Genomic DNA, 17,092 nt, shown 5'->3' with positions numbered 1-17,092 from the left:
GGGGTCCGGGGCGGTCAGCGCGATGAGCTTCACAGCCGTGGTGGACGACCTGGTCAGGGCGTTCGAGGTCGTCGCCGCCGCCGTGCTGGCGGTCGGTCTGGTCTGGTCCGCCGTTCTGTCCTGGGGCGTGTGGCGGCGCACCCGGGAGGGGCGCACGGCATACCGGCTGCTGCGCGAGTCCCTCGGTGGGGTGCTCCTGCTGGCGCTGGAGGTGCTCGTGGCGGCCGACCTGCTGCGCACGGTCGCGCTCCAGCCGAACCTGCAGGACCTGACCAACCTGGGCCTCCTGGTGCTGATCCGCACCTTCCTCAGCTTCGCGCTCGAGACCGAGATCGAGGGCGTCCCGCCGTGGCGGCGCTGGCAGGTCAGCGGAGCGACGCGGATCGCGCAGGCCCAGCAGCGCTCGCGTGACGCCGGCTAGCACCGCCGACCACCCCAGGGCGCATGGTCCCTTGAGCGTCGGGTCAGCAGGCGCTTGGGTGAGGTGCATGACGACGCCGCGAACCACCGGCTCGCCCGGCAACCGGGTGGCGCGCGAGGTGTTCGCCGGCCTGCCACCGCGGTATGACCGGCTGAGCTGGTTGCTGTCGTTCGGGCAGGACCGACGGTGGCGGCGCTCCGTCGTGGGGCGGATCGCGGCGGCACAGCCGCACCGCGTGCTGGACGTGGCCACCGGGCCGGCAGGGGTGGCGCTCGCCGTGGCTCGCCGTACCGGCGCCACCGTCGTCGGTGTGGACCTCAACGAGCCGATGCTGCAACGGGGTCGGCGCAATGTGGCGGCAGCTGACCGGACCGATGCGGTGGTGCTGGTCGCCGGGCGGGCCGAGCAGCTGCCCTTCCCCGACGACTGCTTCGATGCGGTCAGCTTCTCCTACCTCCTGCGCTACGTCGACGAGCCGGCGGAGGCCATCGCGGAGATGGCGCGCTGCCTGCGGCCGGGCGGGACGATGGCCAGCCTGGAGTTCTTCGTCCCGCCGGCGGCCGGCTGGCACGCCGCGTGGCGTCTCTACGTGTCTGCGGTGCTGCCCGTGGCCGGCTGGGTCGCCGGCGGGAGCGCGTGGTGGCGGGTGGGCACGTTCCTGAGCCGGAGCATTCCGGCCCACTACCGGCGGTACCCGCTCGACTGGCACGTCCGCGCCTGGGAGGAGGCCGGCTTCCGCGAGGTCCGCTGGCAGCTGATGAGCCTCGGCGGTGGCCTGGTGATGTGGGGGACGAAGGGGGCCGGGCCATGACCCGCGCGGAGGACCGGCCGGCCTTCTACGCGGGCGGCGCCGGCACGGGCGGGATGCGGGACTGGGTGACCCTGCTGCACCCGCCGTACACCGCCTGGCACCTGTCCTACGTCGCGATCGGTGCCGCTCTCGCCCCGCACTTCGCGGCGTGGCGACTCGGCGGCACGCTCGTCGCATTCTTCCTCGCGGTCGGGGTCGGGGCACACGCCCTCGACGAGCTCGCCGGACGACCGCTGCAGACGGGTATCCCCGGCGCTGCGCTGGTCACCGCTGCCGGCGTGGGTATCGCCGGGGCGGTCGTGGCCGGCCTACTGTACGGCGGGCTGCGGTTGCTGCCGTTCGTCGTGGTCGGCGCCGTGCTGGTCCTGGCCTACAACCTCGAGCTGGGCCGCGGGATCCTGCACAACGGCGTGGGTTTCGCGCTGGGCTGGGGCGCGTTCCCGGTGCTGACCGGCTACTACGCGCAGGACTTCCGACTTGGCACTGCAGCGGTGCTGGCCGCGGCGGCAGCGTTCTTCCTCTCCCTCGGGCAGCGAGCGTTGAGCCTGCCCGCGCGCACATTGCGGCGGCGCACGCAGTCCGTGCACGGACGCCTCGTCCACCGTGACGGCGGGCAGGTGGACCTCGACCGGAACGTCCTGCTCGGGCCGCTTGAGGGTGCCCTGCGCGCGGTGGCGGGCGGCCTCGTCATGCTGGCTGCGGCGATGGTGGCGAGCCGGCTGTGAACCGGATCGACTATCGCGGGGCATTCTGGTTCCCGGTCCGGCCCGGCGAGCTGTGGGAGGTCATCGAGCAGTTCGACCAGTTCGAGTCCTGGTGGGCCTGGCTCCAGGACTTCGGGGCGGAGGCCGACGGGCTGGTCGCCGGGAACGCCCTGCACGGCACGGTCATCCCGCCGGTCCCGTACTGGCTGCGCCTGGACATCAGGCTGGAGAGGTGCGTGCGGCCGCACGTGGTTGAGGCGACGGTCGACGGCGACGTGCGGGGCTTCGCCGCGTTCCGGCTCGAACCCGTCGACGGGGGTACCAGGGTCGAGGCGGTGTGGTGGCTGGACATGAGGAGCACCCCGTTGCGCGTCGCGGCGCTCGTGGCCTACCCGCTCATGCGCTGGGGACACGACCGGGTGGTGGAGATGGCGGTCGTGGGGTTCCGCCAGCGGGCGCTGGCGGGCACGAGGTCGTGAGTCGTGACCCCCTCGCCCCGCGCCGCCCGCTAGGGGCGTCGGTCGTCGATGGCCAGGGGCTGCGACGTGGCCCCGCAGGTCAGCATCACCTGTGACTCCGACTCGCGGTCGAGGCGGCACGGTCCGCTGCTCGGGTCGACGGTGACGTCTACCGGCTCCTGCACGAAGACGACCGACGACGCGGGGCGCCAGATGCCCACGAAGTCGCCGTCGAAGCCGTCCTGGGTGACCATGATCGTCGTGCCGTCAGCCGCCCGGACGACCTGCTGACGGCCCCCAGCCCCCACGACCGCCATCAGGACGAGCAACGCGAGGTATGCCGCGCCGCAGAGCCAGGCGCCCGCGCCGAGCACCTCCGTGATCAGTCGCCAAGGCTCACGCAGACGGCGGACGACCGCGTGGATCACCCCTACGGCCAGGCCCCCATGAGGCCTATGAGATCACGCGGGGTGACGGGTCAGGGTTGGTCCAGCGCTACCGTGTCGATGTTCCTGGCCGCCTGCGGGATGGCGGCGTCGCTGTCCGACGGCGTCGCACCGACGTACCATGCGACGCCGAGGCCGAGGCCCATGGTCTCGTTGTCCCCCAGTCCGAGCCGCAGCGCGACGGCACGCGCGTTCGGCGGCCGGTGCGCCGGGTCCTTGGCCAGGCAGTCCTCGATCACCAGGGCGAGGTCCTCCGGCACGTCCGCCGGCAGGGGCGGCGGGGGCTCCTGGACGTGGCACATGGCGATGGCGAGGGGGGTCTCGCGCTCGAACGGGCGGCGCCCGGTGAGCATCTCGTGCGCCACCACACCGAGGGCGTAGAGGTCACTGGCCCCGCTGGCCGGCTGGCCCATCACCTGCTCGGGGCTGATGTAGTTCGGTGTGCCGAGGAGCTCGCCCTGCCGCGTGTGCCCGGACGCGTCCAGCGCCCTGGCGATGCCGAAGTCCGTGAGCTTCACCAGCCCGTCCGGGCGCAGCATGATGTTGGCGGGCTTGACGTCGCGGTGCACGACCCGCGCCTCGTGGGCGACGCCGAGGGCCAGGGCGGCCTGCCCCATGACGGAGCGCACCTCGGTGTGCGCAAGCGGCCCGCGCTCGCGCAGCACCGTGGACAGTGGATGGCCGTCCACGAGCTCCATGACGAGGTAGGCCAGGCCGTCCTCCTCGCCGTAGTCGAAGACGGTGGCGATGTTGGCGTGCAGCAGCCGCGCCGAGTTCAAGGCCTCGTCCCGGAAGCGGAGGGCGAAGAGCTTCTCGTGGCCGATGTCTGGACGCATCACCTTCACGGCGACGCGCCGCTGCAGCACGGTGTCCATGCCGGACCAGACGTCCGCCATGCCGCCCGAGGCCAGCCGGTCCCCCAGGAGGTATCGCCCGCCCATGAGGAACCCGTTGTGCAAGCGCTGCATGACCGTGCGCACCTCCGTCGAGACGAGGTGCACGTCCCACGACATGGCTGAGACCTCGGACGTAGCGTAATCCAGGCCAGCGCCTTCTGCGTCCCACGCGGGCACCGGGCACCGCTGCCCGCGGGCGCCGATGAGAAGTACGCTCGCCGTGCGTTGGACGAGAGACACCACTCTCAGGGAGCCATGATGAGCGAACCGACGACCCACACCCTGGACGCCCCCGGCGCCCTCCTGCACTACGACGTCCGCGGCAACGACTCCAGCAACGCGCCGGTCCTGCTGCTGATCGGCTCCCCGATGACCGCCTCCGGGTTCGTCACCCTGGCCGGCCACTTCACCGACCGCACCGTCGTGACCTACGACCCGCGAGGGGCCGGGCGCAGCCGACGCACCGACGACGCCACCGAGACCACGCCCGAGGAGCATGCCGACGACCTGCACCGGCTCCTCTCGGCCCTGGGCTCGGGACCGGTGGACCTCTTTGCCACCAGTGGAGGCGCCGTCAACGCGCTGGTCCTCGTGGCCCGGCACCCCGAACAGGTCCGAACCCTCGTCGCCCACGAGCCGCCGGCCGCGCAGGTGCTACCGGACCGCGAGGAGGCCCTGGCCGCCGCCGTGGACATCCACCAGACCTACGAGCGCAGCGGCCTCGGCCCGGCCATGGCCAAGTTCATCACCCTCGTCGGCCTGCAGGGCCCGGTCCCGGCCGACTTCGCCGACCGGCCCGCTCCCGACCCGGCCTCCTTCGGGCTGCCGAGCGAAGACGACGGCACCCGGGACGACCCCCTGGTCGGGCAGAACATGGTCTCCTGCCTGCGCCACCAGCACGACTTCGACGCGCTCCGCTCAGCATCGACCCGCGTCGTCGTCGCCGCCGGCACCGGGTCCGAGGGCGAGCTGGCCCACCGCGCCGCCCTGGCCGTCGCCGAACGGCTCGGGACACCACCCGTCGCCTTCCCCAGCCACCACGCCGGGTTCCTCGGCGGCGAGCACGGCATGAGGGGTGAACCCGACGCCTTCGCGGCGGCGCTGCGCGAGGTCCTGGACGGGCAGGGGTGACGCGGGGCCGCTAGTCCACCTTGTCCGCCCGCGCAGCCCGGCGGGCCTCCAGCCGGCGCTGGCGCGCCGACCACCACTCCTGGCCGACCACCGCCCCGCCGAGCATGACGACGCTGAAGCCGATGAACCACGACAGCAGCATGAACACGATGCCGATCGGGCCGTAGCGGTCGAAGTTGTAGGTGATCGAGTCCGACAGCGACACCGCGGCGAACGCGCGCAGGCCGTAGAGGCCGACGGTGATCGTCGCGGCGCCGGTCAGCAGCGGCCGCCACCCCACCCTCCCGCCGAGCAGCAGGTGCTGCGTCCACCAGGCCCACGCGAACACGATCGGCGTCAGGCCCAGGGGCAGCAGCCACACCCGGCTGACGCCGTGCTCCGAGCTGCCCCCGAGCACCACCACCAGCACGGCAGCCCCGAGCATCGTGGCGAGCCAGACGAGGGGACGCCACAGGTCACGCATCCCGCGGCCGGGCAGCTGCCAGGCGATCTCGTAGCCCTTCTGCAGGGCTGCCGGCCACGTGTATGCCGACACCAGCGTCACCAGCGCCCCGATGTAGCTCGTGTTGGTGCGCTTGACCCCGGGTCCGCCGAACAGGAGCTGCACGTCGTGGGCCGCCTGGGCGCTCAGGCCCAGCCGCCGGGTGACGGTGGTCGCGACCCCGTGGGTGTCGCCGAGCGGCACGAGCGCCGACAGGGTGATCAGCGCCGGGATGAGCAGCATCATCGCCAGGGCCGCAAGGACCATGGCCTGGTGGACCAGGTCCATCTCCAGGGCCCGTCGGCGCACCCGCCCGGCCGTGGTGGCCTCCGCCCTCTCCAGCGCGTGGTCGACGCGTTCGACCAGGGCCCGGGCACGGGCCGGCAACCGTTGCGGCACATGGGTGCTCAGCCGGGGAGTCGTCGGCACGGCCCCTCCGCCGGGCCCCGGCGCTGCACCCACGGCGGGAGCAGGAGGAACGGCGTCGCTGGGCGTAGGCGGCTCCCCGGGCGCCGGCGGCTGGCCGGGGACGGGCTGCTGGCCGGGGACGGGCGCAGCCACACCGGTCACCCGCCGAGCAGCTTGGCCTTCGCCGCGGCGAACTCCTCGTCGTTCACGGCGCCCTGCTGGTGCAGCTGCTCGAGCTGCTGCAGCTGCGCGACCAGGTCCGTACCGCCCGACGCCGCGGCCTCGGGGGCTGGCGCCGGTGCGGCAGGCGGCGGCTCGGCATACCCCTGCTGCTGGGGCGGCGGTGCGGCGTACCCCTGCTGCTGGGGCGGCTGCTCGGCATACCCCTGCTGCTGGTCCGGCGGCGCCGCGGCGGCGTCCTGGGACGCCCACTTGCGCTGCTGACGCCGCTGCACCCGGCCGGCGACGGCGGAGGCGGTGCCCGCGACGACCGCGGTGCGCGCCACGCCACGGATCAGGCCCATGTCAGCCCGCCTGCTGCTGGTAGGACTCGAGCGCCTTGGACACGGTCTCTGCGGGGATCCGGACCTGGTCGACGACGCGGGCGTCGGCGCGGCGCATCGCCGTGACGAACCGCTCGGCCCACGTGTTCTCCCAGACGATGAGGGCCGCCGAGCTGTTGTTGTCCAGGGCTGCGCCGACCTGGGCGACGTCCTCGGCGTCGAGCAGCCCGCCACCGAGCTGGCCGTCGAGGTCGGCGAACGCGGGCTGGAGCTCCGGGCCGAGACCCGCCAGCTCGACCGAGCCGACCTCGCCGTTCTCGTCCTTGTAGACGAACAGCAGGTCCAGGACACGCACGATCCCGTCGACGACGAGCTCGCGCAGGGCGGGGGCGATCTCCCCGTGGAAGTTGTTGCCGGGGAACTCCACGATGAGCAGGTCTACGGGACCGGTTTCCATGGCTGACTCCGTTTCGTTGGCCGTGTTCCTGCATTCCACGGCCCCCGCCCGCGCGCTGAATCCCCCGCCGCGGATGAACCGCCGCCGGGCCGGCAGCGACACGCTGGAGGGCATGACCGCGACCACACCCACCCCTGCCGTGTCCACCACCACTGCGCCCTCGCCGGCACCGACGGCGCCACCCTCGCCGGGACCGCCCGCGCAGGCCGCGCCGGAGTACCTGAGCCCGGCGGACCGCTCCGCCCGCGGCAAGGACGCGCGCAAGCGGGTGCCCCTGGAGAGCCACGCCGACCCCGGCACGGGGTCGGGCCGGCTCGACCCGGTGACCCTGCTGGAGGGGCAGGCCAGCAGCCGGGTGCCCGAGCTGGTGCCCGTGCGCTACGGCCGGATGCTGGTCTCGCCGTTCACGTTCTACCGCGGCGCGGCGCTGGTCATGGCGGCCGACCTCGCGAGAACGCCGGCCTCCGGTTTCGACGTCCAGGCCTGCGGCGACGCGCACCTGTCCAACTTCGGCGTCTACGCATCGCCGGAGCGGCGGATGGTCTTCGACGTCAACGACTTCGACGAGACCTATCCCGGCCCGTGGGAGTGGGACGTCAAGCGGCTCGTGGCCAGCCTCGCGGTCGCGGGCCGGGACAACGGCTTCAGCACCAAGAAGCGTCGCAAGGTGTGTGTCGACGCCGCCGAGGCCTACCGCACCGCGATGCGCGAGTTCGCCGGCCAGCCCAACCTGGCGGTCTGGTACGCCAGCCTGGACGTCGACCTGTTCATGACGCAGTACAGCGACCAGATCAGCGCCAAGCAGCTCGCACGGGCCCAGGAGAACGTCGCCAAGGCGCGCACCAAGGACAGCCTGCAGGCGTTCAGCAAGCTGACCACGATGGTCGACGGGCAGCGCCGGATCATCAGTGACCCGCCCGTCCTGGTGCCGATCGAGGAGCTCGTCCCCGGGGAGCCTGCGGACAACCTGTATGCCGCGCTGCGGGTCGTCCTCGCCGGCTACCGCGACAGCCTCCTCCCGGACCGGCGCGTCCTGCTAGACCAGTTCCGCATGGTTCAGGTCGCGCGCAAGGTCGTGGGGGTGGGCAGCGTCGGCACCCGCGCCTGGGTGATCCTCATGCTCGGCCGCGACGACCGCGACCCCCTGTTCCTCCAGGCCAAGGAGGCCCAGCAGTCGGTGCTGGAGCCGTACCTGGACGGGCCGACCTACGGCAACCAGGGCTACCGCGTCGTCGCCGGCCAGCACCTCATGCAGGCCTCGTCTGACATCTTCCTCGGGACCGGGACGGTGGTGGGCATCGACGAGCAGAACCGTGACTTCTACGTGCGCCAGCTGCGTGACGGCAAGGGCTCGGCCGACGTGGAGCGGATGGTCCCCTCCGGGATGCGCGCCTACGCCCAGATGTGCGGCTGGACCCTGGCCCGCGCCCATGCCCGCTCGGGGGACCGGATCGCCATTGCCGCCTACCTCGGCAGCAGCGACCGGTTCGCCCAGGCGGTGGCCGACTACGCCGAGGCGTACGCCGACCAGAACGAGGCCGACTTCCACGCCCTGGAGGAAGCCGAGCGTTCGGGGCGGATCAAGACCCTCCGCGGGATCTGACCCCTTCGGACCATCTGGCCCCCCGGGCGCTGCGACCCGAGGGGTCAGATGACGACCCGGGGGTCAGATGACGTTGAGCTCCCGGGCGCGGCGGATCGCCTCGTTGCGCCGGGCCACCGACAGCTTGCGCAGGATGCTGCGGATGTGTGACTTGACCGTGTTGACCGAGACGAACATGGCCTCGGCCACCTCCTCGGTCGTCAGCAGGTCGGCGAGGTGACGCAGGACCTCGGTCTCCCGCGCGCTCAGCGGCTCGACGATGATCGGCTCCTCGGACGCTCCGCTCGCAAGGCGTCGCCGCTGCGCCGGCACCGGGGCCCGGGCCGGCACCGACCGGGGCGTCCCCGGACCTGCCGCCGCGGGACGGTTCGCCGAGGGCCGGGCCGGGACAGCGCCCTCCGCCAGCCAGCGGGCTGCGTCGGCGACCGTCCCCTGGGCGGCCCACAGCCGGCGCACCTCGGGCGGGGCCTCGCGGAACGGGCGGCGCAGGCCCTCGGAGCGCGCCCGCCGCACCGCGCGCCGGACCGCCGCCACCGCCTGGTCGCGGCTTCCCGCGGCCACGCTGGCCTGCGCCTGCACCAGCCAGGCCTCCACCTGCAGGTCGACGGCCAGCTCGTCGGCCTGCTCGACGGTGGCCGGGTCCGGGCCGGTCACCGACGACCCGTCGCCGACGGCCAGCGCCGCCCTGGCGCGGAGCATCCCGCCACGCACGCCTGCCGATGCCCTCGCGGCCTCCCGTTGCGCGGCCACCGGGTCGGCCGCCGCCAGCAGCGCGCCCACCCGCTCCTGCGCGAGGAGGTCCCCCAGCCAGCCGGTCGGCACATCCTCGAGGTCAGGCAGGTCGGGCACCGCCTCCGGGCGGCGGAGCGCGCGCAGCGCCCGCGACCGCACCACGACGCCAAGCACGTGCAGCACCACGCGTTCGAGCGGCTCGGCCCGGTCCGTGGACGCGGGAAGCAGGGACAGCGCCGCCTCGGCCGCACCGGCTTCGACCTGGACCCACGCGGCCGCCACCGACAGCGCCGCCGGGCCGCCTCCCTCCTCCGTGACGGACTGCTCCTCGAGCAGCGGGTCGGTGGTGTCGACCAGCTCCCGGGCGTGCTTGAGGTGCCCGAGCACGGCCTCGGCGAGGGCACGCCGACCCAGGTTGGCCACGTGGTCGGCCCCCAGACCGCCCTCGACGCACGCGCCGACCGCTCGGCCCAGGGTCGCCGTGGCGGCGGTCAGGTCCCCGCTGTGCAGCTGGGTCAGGCCACGGATGGACAGCAGCCGCGCCCGCAGGTCCGCCGGCATGGGGGCGGGCTCCTCGCCGTCAGCAACCGCGGCCCAGGCCTGCTCCAGCCGGTCGGCCCACGCGCTGGCCCCCTCGGCGTCGGCATGGGAGGCGGCAGCGGCCAGCCGCGTCGTCGCCAGCGCCACCGCGAGGTGGCTGTCCTCGCCGGCCTGCTCGGTGGCTGCGCCGAGCGCGTCGTCGCAGGCCGGCAGGTCGCCCCGGCCGAGCGCCGCGGCGGCACGCACCACGGCGACCTCCGCACCCGGCGCGCCGGCCGGCATACCGGCGACCCGCTGGAGCGGCCATCCGACGGACGGGCGCAGCAGGTCACCCACGAGCCCCTTGCGCACGACGAGGTGGGCGACCTCCTCCCAGCAGCCGGCCGCGGCCAGGTGCGCGAGCGCCTGGTCGACGATGCCCGCGTCGGCGAACCACCGCCCGGCCCGCTCGTGCAGCCCGGGGAGCAGCTCTGGTGACTCGTAGGCCAGCTGGGCGCGCAGCAGCTCCCGGAAGAGCGGGTGCGCGTGGTAGCAGCCGGCCAGGTCCCCCGCGGCCTCGACGAGGATGTTCTGGTGGGACAGGGTCATCAGCGACATCGCCGCCCCGACGTCCCCGGTCAGCACCTCGGCGAGCTCGGCGCACACCGGGTCGATGATGCTCGTGCGCAGCAGGAAGTCACGCAGGTGCGGCGGCTGCCCGGCGAGGATCTCCCCGGTGAGGTACTCCGCCAGGTTGGCGTCCTGGGCGCCGAGAAGCCAGTCGCCGGCCTCCGGGTCGGAGTCGGGGCGGTGCTCGCGGGCGAGCGCTGCGAGCTGCAGGCCCGCGGCCCAGCCCCTGGTGCGGTCGTGCAGGGCCATCACCATCGGCTCGGTCAGGTCGATGCCTGAGCCGGAGAGCAGCTCGCGGGCCTCCTCGCGGGTGAAGGCGAGGTCGGCCATGCGGATCTGGCTCATCATCCCGGTCAGCCGGTAGCGCTGCATCGGCAGCAGTGGGTCGACCCGGCTGAGCAGCACCAGCCGGATGCGCACCGAGGCCAGGCGCAGCAGCAGGTCGAGCTGGTGCGGCACCCGGGCGTCGCTGAGCCGCTCGACCTCGTCCAGGACGAGGACCACCGGCTCGGCGCGGTTGAGCAGGTCGGTGGCCAGCTGGGTGACGAGGGCGTCGTAGTCCTGCGGCAGGCCCGGCAGGCTCGCGGTGTGCGGCAGATCGACACCCGCACGGGAGAGCGCCTCGATGACGAAGAACCAGAACTCCTCCGGGGAACCGGTGGCCTCGCTCAGGGTCAGCCAGACCACGCGCCAGGGGACGCCGGGGTGGTCCAGCCAGCTGGCGGCCAGGGTCGTCTTGCCGGAGCCGGCCGGCGCGCTGACCAGGGTGAGCGGGCTCTCCCGCACCGCCTCGGTCAGCTGGGCCGTCAGCCGTTCGCGCAGCACCGGACGCCGTGGCAACCGGGGCGGGGAGTACATCGTGGTGAGCATGAGGAAGTCGGCAGCAGCAGGGACCCGGACGGGCACCCCGGCACCGGGCGGCCGGGGGCGGGCCAGCGTGGTGTTGGACGGGTCCGGCACGAGCTATCGCCTCCAAAGGGCCCCCGAAATCATCCGTGCACGACGATCACAGCCTCAGGCCGGAGGTCCACCGTGGGATAGGGGCCAAGGTCCGCAAGGAGGCGGGCCGGCCGTGCTGGATGGAGGCCTGCGATGGTCCTGTCGTATGACGTCACCGTGCTGGGGCCGCTGCCCGAGCAGGTGGAGCTGGTGCTGGGGCAGTCCGTCGTCGGGGAGGTCGGTGCCACGACGGTGCTGGGCACGCGCGGGACCGACGCCACCGCGTTGCCCCGGGCGATCGGGCGGGCGTCGCGGTTCGGCCTGGAGCTGGCCGGCCTGCACCGGGACGACCGGCGCGGCGAGCTGGAGGTCAGCGGACCACTCGGCCCCGTGCTCCAGGCCGCTTTCGCCGACCTCACGGTGGCCGTCGCGCGGCGCAGCAGCGTGCTCTGCCTGCGCCTGCCCGGGCGGACGCTGGCCTCGGCGCTTCGGCTGCTGACCGAGCAGGGCGTGGACCTGCTCAGCGTCCGCGTCGCCCCCTGCTGCGGACCGGCCTGACCGCGACGCCCCCGGCCCGCGTCGGGCACCACGGCGGGCTGGGGCCCGCGCCGTCAGGACGGGCCCGGGGCGTCAGGACGGGCCCGGGGCGTCAGGCCAGGTCCGGGGCGTCAGGCCGGGCTCGGTGGCGGCCCGGCGTGGGCGCCGGGCGGCGCGGCCGGGCCCGGTGGGCGGCCGAGGAACTCGATGACGGCCAGGACGAGCAGCACGAGCACGGCCAGGAGCACGACCACCCCGGCGGTCGGCTGGGTCCAGAAGATGAGCGCCACCGCACCGGCCGCCACCGTGGCCACACGCAGCCATCGCTTGTGGTCCCAGACCCACGGGCCGAACCGTCCGGTGCGCAGGCCCGCGGACTCGGCACCGCCGCGCAGCCACCCGATGCCGCGCACCAGGGCCCGCCGGGTGGACACCGCGGTCACCGACCCGCCGCTCATGAACGCCGCCAGGGCGACCACCAGGCCGGCCACGAGCACCGCGCGCAGCGAGGTGCGCAGGAACCGCACGACGGTGTCGAAGATCGCCGCGGCCGCGTCGTGGGGCAGCGTGCTGGGCACCGCGTCGAGGTAGAGCGGGCGGACGATGGCCAGCCCCAGCCCGAGCAGGAGCATCCCGCCGGCCACGCCCAGACCGGAGGCCAGAGTGGCGCGCCGGTGGTTGCCGGCGACGTAGATGCCGATCGCCAGTAGCACCAGCGCCAGGATGGGAAGCCACACGCCCAGCGTGTTGAGCAGGCTGTAGATCCCCTGCGCCTTGGTGACGCCCTGGGACTGGAACACGGTGAATGAGGCGTTGACGGCCGGGATGTTGCTGGCCACGGTGAAGCCCTGCGCGACGAGCCGGTTCTTCACCTCGTTGACGAACGGCCCGAGGTTGACCGTGACCTGCCCGTTCTTGGAGCTCACCGCCCCGCCCTGCTTGCCGGACAGGACGTTGACCATCTGCTCGTGGGCGACCCGGTTGGCCTGCGTCCACGCCTGGGCGAAGGCGGGGCTGGCCACGACCTTGGCCACCTGGTCGTGCACGAACCCCTGCACGCCGTTGTTGATCGGCCCCTCCAGGGCGTGCAGCCGGGTGGTCAGCTCCGGGGGGACCCCTCGGGCCTGCAGGGCGTCGAGCAGCTGCGAGGTCAGCGAGGGCACGTCGACGTGAGTGAACACCTGCCTGGTCACGGCGTCGGTCACCGCGGCCTGCACGTCGGGGTCGTGAGCCAGCGGGGCCACCGTCTCGACGTACCGGCTGGTGTCGGAGACCTCCCGGTTGGCCCAGACGGCCAGCACCGACAGGGGCGCCAGCAGCGAGCCGACCACGATGAGCAGCCCGGCGACGAAGGCGCGCCACCGTCCCGGCCGAGAAGCCCGGGTGGTGTCCGCGGGCGGCGTGGCCCGGGCCGCAGCCAGTTCCCGCTCCAGCGACGCGATGCGCGCGTTGAGCTGCGCGACGTCCTGCTCCTGCGGCGGCCGAGCCGCCGGTGCACTGGGTTCGGACACGCGGTTCCCTCCGTCGTTGCAGGCCCTGCCCTCTCGCCGAGCGTCGCCCTCCAGCGGCCGGTCCCGCCTCCCTCAGTGCGGATGACTCGGTCCCGATGACTCGGTGCCGATGGCTCAGTGCGGGTGACTCGGTGCGGGTGACCCGGCCGGGGTCGCGGCGGCGGGGACCTCCGCGTCGTCCAGGCCGCGCCGGTGACCGAGGTCACGCAGCCAGCGGACCAGCTGGTAGTGGACCGCGTCGGCGCCGCGCAGCGGGGCGTCCTGCAGCGGCCAGGTGGCCGGGTGCAGCAGCACCGCCTGCGTCTGCCATCCGCCGAGGCCGCCGTGGTTGCCGACCAGCTCCTCGAACGCGGCCACCTCGCCCGTGCCCGGGTCCATCGCGCTGTTGAGCACCAGGTCCCCGACGTGCTCGAGCCGGGCGTGCCGCAGCACCTCGCGCGGCGCCGCCTCCCCGAACGGGGCCAGCGGGTCGCGCCCCTCCACCCGGTCCTCCTCCAGGTATCGCGTGCCGTCGGGTCCCAGCGCGACCAGCCCGTGCGCCCGGGTCTGCACGACCACGTAGCCGATCCCGGGGTGGGCGACCAGGGCCGGCAGCAGCCCGGGCCACGCGGCCTCGACCTCCTCGCGGGTCATCCGCCCGGGGTGACCCGGGAACCACACCATCGACAGGTTGCCCGAGGCGATGACCACGACGTCGGCCGGCGCGGCCGGCGCCGCGGCGCCCGACCCGTCGTGGCCGCCGGCCTCGAGGTGCACCTCGTCGTCGACGGACCGGTGCCGGAGGACCCGGCGCACGGCGTGGCCGGTGGCACCACCCTGGCTGCCCACCTGGGACAGGAAGGTGTTCGCCGGCCCGGCGGTTTCCTCCACCCCGGTGGCGGCCGTGACGGTCGGGCCGCCGCTGCCGCCGGAGGTGCCCATCAGGGACCGGACCAGCTCCTCCAGGGTCTGCCCGTACCGCTGGCGGAAGGTGGCGCCCTGGCTCTGCCCGTGGTCGGAGAGCACGACGAAGGCGTAGGGACGCGGCGCGTGCTCGACCGCGGACTCCAGCACACCGAGGAGCTGGTCGAGCCCGGCGAGGGAGGCCAGCGACTCCGGCCGGGTGGGCCCCGCGTGGTGGGCGATCTCGTCGTAGTCGGTGAAGTCGGTGTAGATCGCCGGTGTGCCCGCCAGCATCTGCTCCACGATCAGCCCGGCGTTGAGGTCGCGCAGCAGCACGTTGGTCACGGCCCGCAGCAGCACGTAGGAGCCGTGCCGGTCGATCCGCGGCTCCACCCCGCGCTGCCGCTGGCGCTGCGCCTGGAACTTCTCCTTGACCATCTCCGCGACGGAGAGCACGAGGGACCGGCACAGCCCGTAGGGGTTGATGAAGAAGGCCGCGTAGCCCCGGGAGGGACCGCGCCGCCGGGCTGCCCGGCGGGTGTCCTGCCCGCCCACCGCGCTCATCGTCAGCAGGGCGGTCGGCGCGTCACCGGTGAAGATGTTGGAGATGCTGGTGCCGCCGTCGGCCAGCAGCCCCCGGCCGTCGGTGAGCCGCTGCTGGATCACGTGGGCGTCCTTGGGCTTGCTGGCCACCATCAGCGCGCCGTGCTCCTTCTCGTACCACCGGAACGCCGGGACCTGCGCGCTGGCGCCGTGCAGCAGCCCGGCCTGGCTGGCCGGCGTGGTGGACGGCAGCTGGGCCTGCCACTCGGTCAGCGTGTGCGTGCCGGTGCGCACCCACCGGGTCATCGTCGGCAGGTCCCCGCTGCGGATCCCCCACTGCAGCAACGGCGCCGACAGCCCGTCGAGCTGGATGAACACCACGCCGGGCACCGAGGTGGCGGTCACCGACCCGGCGGCCCGCCGGGACTGGCCGAGCAGGTGCGACAGGAAGGCGGTGTCGTCTCCGGCCGATCCGACCCAGCTGACCGTCGTGGTGAGCAACGCGAACAGCCAGGAGCCCCAGAACGCCGGCCAGAAGCCCGACACGGTGATGCCCGGGCTGAGCACCAGCGCCAGGGCGAACAGCCCCACCTCGGCGAACAGCCCCGCCAGCAGCACCCCCACCCAGCCGAGCAGGAGCGCGAACGAGGTCACCACCGGCCGCAGCAGCGCGGTCAGCACGCCGAGCAGGGCGGCGGCCACGAGCACGTCCCACCGCGTCGAGGCGTTCAGGCCCGGCACCACCCAGATGGTCAGGGACAGGACCACCCAGGCCATCACCAGGCCCACGAGCATGCGGCGGACCTCGGTCCAGGAAGTCAGCCGCCGTCCCCTCAGCAGCCGCCAGCCGACCCGTGCGCGGGAGCTCGCACCCCCGGTGCTGGCCTGGTTCTCGTCCATGCCGGGGCCCTGCCTTCCGGTGCGGCGGTGCAGCGGCTCCAGCATCGGCCCGCGCCGGGCCCGGCTGCCTCATCCTGCGGGGACACCTGTGCGCGGGTCCGGCTCATCCGCGTGGGAGGTCGTCACCGGGCCGGCCACCGACCGAGACTTCCGGGGACGGTCGAGCGCCAGGGAGGACGGCATGAACCCACGGACTTACGAGGTCCGGGTCAGCGGGCTGGTACCGCCGGAGCTCGTCGAGGGCCTCGACGTGGCCGAGGTGACCGAGGAGCCGGTCCGCACGGTGATCCGCACCGCCCCCTCCGACCAGGCCGCCCTGCTGGGCCTGCTGGAGCGCCTGCGCGCCCTCGGGGTCGAGCTGCTCGAGGTGCGCCAGCTGCTGGAGGACTCCCCCTCCCCCACCCCCTGACCCACGACGGCGCAGGTATGCCGCGCCGCCGGGTGGCGACGCGGCATACCTGTTGTGCCTCAAGGGGACCCGACCGGGGTCAGGACTCCTTGAGCTCCCCGCCGTGCACAGCCAGGGCATAGATCACCAGGACGTCCAGGGCGATGATCGTGATCGACCACAGCGGGTAGGCCGCGATGTAGGCGAGGTTCACGATCGCGCTGAGGCCGGCCAGGGCCATGCCGATGATGCGGGCCCACATCTTGCCGGCGAGCACCGCGAAGCCGGCGGCGATCAACACGACGCCGATGATGAGGTGCACCCAGCCCCACGCGGCGATGTTGACGTGGACGAGGAGGCCCTTGCTCGAGACCAGCAGGTAGTTCTGGTTGAACAGGGCGGTCAGCGCCTCGATGACCTGGAACGCCCCGACCATCATCATCATGATGCCGGCGAAGTACGCCCAGCCGACCCAGGCGGTCTGCGGATGTTCGGAGATGGGGCCTGCCGAGGACGCGTGCTGAGGCATCCCCGCCTCCATGCTCCTCGCAGACGAGAAGTTCGACATGTCGCTCATCGCGATCCTCCGGTTGTTGCGGCTCACCGGGTCCCGGGACGGGTCCTCCGTGTGCACCTCCACGCTTGCCCCGGCACCCGGACCGCCACATCATGCGGCGCGGATGATCGGACCGGGGCGCGTCGGGCAGGTCAGAACCGGGCCTCGGCGCCGTGGACCGAGACGGCGTAGATGACGATGACGTCGAGGGTGATGACGGTCAGCGCCCACCACGGGTTGGCCGCGATGAATGCCAGGTTGGCCACCGCGCTGAGGAACGCCACCACGATCGCCACGGCACGCGCCCAGGTCTGCCCCGCGAGCAGTCCGTAGCCGGCGGCGATGAGCAGCAGCCCGAAGGCGAGCTGGATGATGCCCCAGCCGGTGTAGTTGATGTGCAGCGCGAGCGCCGAGCTCGCGACGGAGTAGTAGGCCTTGTTGAAGAAGGCGACCATCGCCATCATCACCTCGATCGCGCCGAGCGTGATCATCGTGAAGCTGGCGAACACCACCCAGCCGACCCACCTGGTGGGGGTCCGGGTGACGCCGGGATGCGCGTGGGCCATCTCCTGCTCCTTCCAGTGCCGGGCGGCACGCGCCGCGCGGGACGGACAGGCCGTCACCTCCACGCTGGCG

18 protein-coding genes are annotated in these 17,092 nt (G+C 73.5%); 8 read left to right on the top strand and 10 right to left on the bottom strand.

Annotated features, from left to right (window positions below; translation table 11 throughout):
• The first annotated feature begins 22 nt into the window (after nucleotides 1-22).
• From ACXVGS_RS00850 to ACXVGS_RS00835, 4 genes are all read left to right on the top strand, one after another.
• On the top strand, nucleotides 23-421 hold the full coding sequence (locus ACXVGS_RS00850; protein WP_458529575.1) for a DUF1622 domain-containing protein: 399 nt from the start codon (nucleotides 23-25) through the stop codon (nucleotides 419-421).
• A 67-nt stretch (nucleotides 422-488) separates the two neighbouring features.
• Nucleotides 489-1,232, top strand: coding sequence for a class I SAM-dependent methyltransferase (locus ACXVGS_RS00845; protein ID WP_458529576.1), 744 nt, complete (start codon nucleotides 489-491; stop codon nucleotides 1,230-1,232).
• A complete protein-coding gene (locus ACXVGS_RS00840) occupies nucleotides 1,229-1,957 on the top strand; it encodes a hypothetical protein (RefSeq protein WP_458529577.1) in 729 nt (242 codons plus the stop codon). The genes ACXVGS_RS00845 and ACXVGS_RS00840 overlap by 4 nt, the downstream gene beginning before the upstream one ends.
• Complete coding sequence (locus ACXVGS_RS00835) at nucleotides 1,954-2,415, top strand: hypothetical protein (RefSeq protein ID WP_458529578.1); 462 nt, start codon at nucleotides 1,954-1,956, stop codon at nucleotides 2,413-2,415. The genes ACXVGS_RS00840 and ACXVGS_RS00835 overlap by 4 nt, the downstream gene beginning before the upstream one ends.
• Before the next feature lie 29 nt (nucleotides 2,416-2,444).
• Here the strand turns inward: ACXVGS_RS00835 and ACXVGS_RS00830 are convergent, their stop codons facing one another.
• Both ACXVGS_RS00830 and ACXVGS_RS00825 read right to left on the bottom strand, forming a co-directional pair.
• Entirely contained in the window at nucleotides 2,445-2,768 is a 324-nt protein-coding gene (locus ACXVGS_RS00830) for a hypothetical protein (protein ID WP_458536525.1), read from the bottom strand.
• A 104-nt stretch (nucleotides 2,769-2,872) separates the two neighbouring features.
• Nucleotides 2,873-3,853: a serine/threonine-protein kinase gene (locus ACXVGS_RS00825; RefSeq protein ID WP_458529580.1), complete on the bottom strand. Its 981-nt coding sequence runs from the start codon at nucleotides 3,851-3,853 to the stop codon at nucleotides 2,873-2,875.
• 141 nt (nucleotides 3,854-3,994) lie between these two features.
• On the opposite strand from ACXVGS_RS00825, the gene ACXVGS_RS00820 reads away from it, so the two are divergent.
• Nucleotides 3,995-4,867 (top strand): alpha/beta fold hydrolase, encoded by an 873-nt coding sequence (locus tag ACXVGS_RS00820; protein WP_458529581.1) that lies wholly within the window; start codon nucleotides 3,995-3,997, stop codon nucleotides 4,865-4,867.
• A gap of 10 nt (nucleotides 4,868-4,877) precedes the next feature.
• On the opposite strand, the gene ACXVGS_RS00815 is transcribed toward ACXVGS_RS00820, so the two are convergent.
• The 3 genes from ACXVGS_RS00815 to ACXVGS_RS00805 form a co-directional block, all read right to left on the bottom strand.
• Nucleotides 4,878-5,777 (bottom strand): hypothetical protein, encoded by a 900-nt coding sequence (locus ACXVGS_RS00815; RefSeq protein WP_458536524.1) that lies wholly within the window; start codon nucleotides 5,775-5,777, stop codon nucleotides 4,878-4,880.
• A 137-nt stretch (nucleotides 5,778-5,914) separates the two neighbouring features.
• Entirely contained in the window at nucleotides 5,915-6,280 is a 366-nt protein-coding gene (locus tag ACXVGS_RS00810) for an SHOCT domain-containing protein (RefSeq protein ID WP_458529583.1), read from the bottom strand.
• A 1-nt stretch (nucleotide 6,281) separates the two neighbouring features.
• Nucleotides 6,282-6,716, bottom strand: coding sequence for a DUF6325 family protein (locus ACXVGS_RS00805; RefSeq protein ID WP_458529584.1), 435 nt, complete (start codon nucleotides 6,714-6,716; stop codon nucleotides 6,282-6,284).
• Here ACXVGS_RS00805 and ACXVGS_RS00800 point away from each other — a divergent pair.
• Nucleotides 6,715-8,319, top strand: a complete 1,605-nt coding sequence (locus ACXVGS_RS00800) for a DUF2252 domain-containing protein (protein WP_458529585.1) — start codon at nucleotides 6,715-6,717, stop codon at nucleotides 8,317-8,319. The two genes, ACXVGS_RS00805 and ACXVGS_RS00800, sit on opposite strands and share 2 nt — an antisense overlap.
• Before the next feature lie 63 nt (nucleotides 8,320-8,382).
• Here ACXVGS_RS00800 and ACXVGS_RS00795 read toward each other — a convergent pair whose 3' ends face one another.
• The gene (locus ACXVGS_RS00795; protein ID WP_458536523.1) at nucleotides 8,383-11,160 is read right to left on the bottom strand and encodes a LuxR C-terminal-related transcriptional regulator; all 2,778 of its coding nucleotides are present in this window, start codon (nucleotides 11,158-11,160) and stop codon (nucleotides 8,383-8,385) included.
• A gap of 132 nt (nucleotides 11,161-11,292) precedes the next feature.
• Here ACXVGS_RS00795 and ACXVGS_RS00790 point away from each other — a divergent pair, with 132 nt between their 5' ends.
• On the top strand, nucleotides 11,293-11,697 hold the full coding sequence (locus tag ACXVGS_RS00790) for a hypothetical protein (protein WP_458529587.1): 405 nt from the start codon (nucleotides 11,293-11,295) through the stop codon (nucleotides 11,695-11,697).
• Between the two features lie 110 nt (nucleotides 11,698-11,807).
• Here ACXVGS_RS00790 and ACXVGS_RS00785 read toward each other — a convergent pair whose 3' ends face one another.
• Both ACXVGS_RS00785 and ACXVGS_RS00780 read right to left on the bottom strand, forming a co-directional pair.
• Complete coding sequence (locus ACXVGS_RS00785; RefSeq protein WP_458536522.1) at nucleotides 11,808-13,187, bottom strand: hypothetical protein; 1,380 nt, start codon at nucleotides 13,185-13,187, stop codon at nucleotides 11,808-11,810.
• Nucleotides 13,188-13,301: 114 nt separating this feature from the next.
• Nucleotides 13,302-15,512 carry an alkaline phosphatase family protein gene (locus tag ACXVGS_RS00780; protein ID WP_458534138.1) on the bottom strand — a complete coding sequence of 737 codons (2,211 nt, stop codon included), beginning with the start codon at nucleotides 15,510-15,512 and terminating at the stop codon, nucleotides 13,302-13,304.
• Nucleotides 15,513-15,693: 181 nt separating this feature from the next.
• Here ACXVGS_RS00780 and ACXVGS_RS00775 point away from each other — a divergent pair, with 181 nt between their 5' ends.
• Entirely contained in the window at nucleotides 15,694-15,921 is a 228-nt protein-coding gene (locus ACXVGS_RS00775; RefSeq protein ID WP_458528701.1) for a hypothetical protein, read from the top strand.
• 79 nt (nucleotides 15,922-16,000) lie between these two features.
• Here the strand turns inward: ACXVGS_RS00775 and ACXVGS_RS00770 are convergent, their stop codons facing one another.
• Together ACXVGS_RS00770 and ACXVGS_RS00765 are read right to left on the bottom strand one after the other, a co-directional pair.
• A complete protein-coding gene (locus tag ACXVGS_RS00770) occupies nucleotides 16,001-16,429 on the bottom strand; it encodes a DUF7144 family membrane protein (protein ID WP_221632464.1) in 429 nt (142 codons plus the stop codon).
• 179 nt (nucleotides 16,430-16,608) lie between these two features.
• The gene (locus ACXVGS_RS00765; protein WP_458528702.1) at nucleotides 16,609-17,022 is read right to left on the bottom strand and encodes a DUF7144 family membrane protein; all 414 of its coding nucleotides are present in this window, start codon (nucleotides 17,020-17,022) and stop codon (nucleotides 16,609-16,611) included.
• Between the last annotated feature and the right edge of the window lie 70 nt (nucleotides 17,023-17,092).

This window comes from Oryzihumus sp., assembly GCF_054325275.1.
Note: the sequence above shows the minus strand (reverse complement) of the source record. Positions and strands in the feature narration are given on the sequence as shown.

Excerpts from the sequence above, each read along its gene's own strand:
- ACXVGS_RS00850 (WP_458529575.1), top strand. The coding sequence starts at position 23 with ATGAGCTTCACAGCCGTGGTGGACGACCTGGTCAGGGCGTTCGAGGTC.
- ACXVGS_RS00845 (WP_458529576.1), top strand. The coding sequence starts at position 489 with ATGACGACGCCGCGAACCACCGGCTCGCCCGGCAACCGGGTGGCGCGC.
- ACXVGS_RS00840 (WP_458529577.1), top strand. The coding sequence starts at position 1,229 with ATGACCCGCGCGGAGGACCGGCCGGCCTTCTACGCGGGCGGCGCCGGC.
- ACXVGS_RS00825 (WP_458529580.1), bottom strand. The coding sequence starts at position 3,853 with ATGTCGTGGGACGTGCACCTCGTCTCGACGGAGGTGCGCACGGTCATG.
- ACXVGS_RS00820 (WP_458529581.1), top strand. The coding sequence starts at position 3,995 with ATGAGCGAACCGACGACCCACACCCTGGACGCCCCCGGCGCCCTCCTG.
- ACXVGS_RS00810 (WP_458529583.1), bottom strand. The coding sequence starts at position 6,280 with ATGGGCCTGATCCGTGGCGTGGCGCGCACCGCGGTCGTCGCGGGCACC.
- ACXVGS_RS00800 (WP_458529585.1), top strand. The coding sequence starts at position 6,715 with ATGGCTGACTCCGTTTCGTTGGCCGTGTTCCTGCATTCCACGGCCCCC.
- ACXVGS_RS00805 (WP_458529584.1), bottom strand. The coding sequence starts at position 6,716 with ATGGAAACCGGTCCCGTAGACCTGCTCATCGTGGAGTTCCCCGGCAAC.
- ACXVGS_RS00790 (WP_458529587.1), top strand. The coding sequence starts at position 11,293 with ATGGTCCTGTCGTATGACGTCACCGTGCTGGGGCCGCTGCCCGAGCAG.
- ACXVGS_RS00780 (WP_458534138.1), bottom strand. The coding sequence starts at position 15,512 with ATGGACGAGAACCAGGCCAGCACCGGGGGTGCGAGCTCCCGCGCACGG.
- ACXVGS_RS00775 (WP_458528701.1), top strand. The coding sequence starts at position 15,694 with ATGAACCCACGGACTTACGAGGTCCGGGTCAGCGGGCTGGTACCGCCG.
- ACXVGS_RS00770 (WP_221632464.1), bottom strand. The coding sequence starts at position 16,429 with ATGCCTCAGCACGCGTCCTCGGCAGGCCCCATCTCCGAACATCCGCAG.
- ACXVGS_RS00765 (WP_458528702.1), bottom strand. The coding sequence starts at position 17,022 with ATGGCCCACGCGCATCCCGGCGTCACCCGGACCCCCACCAGGTGGGTC.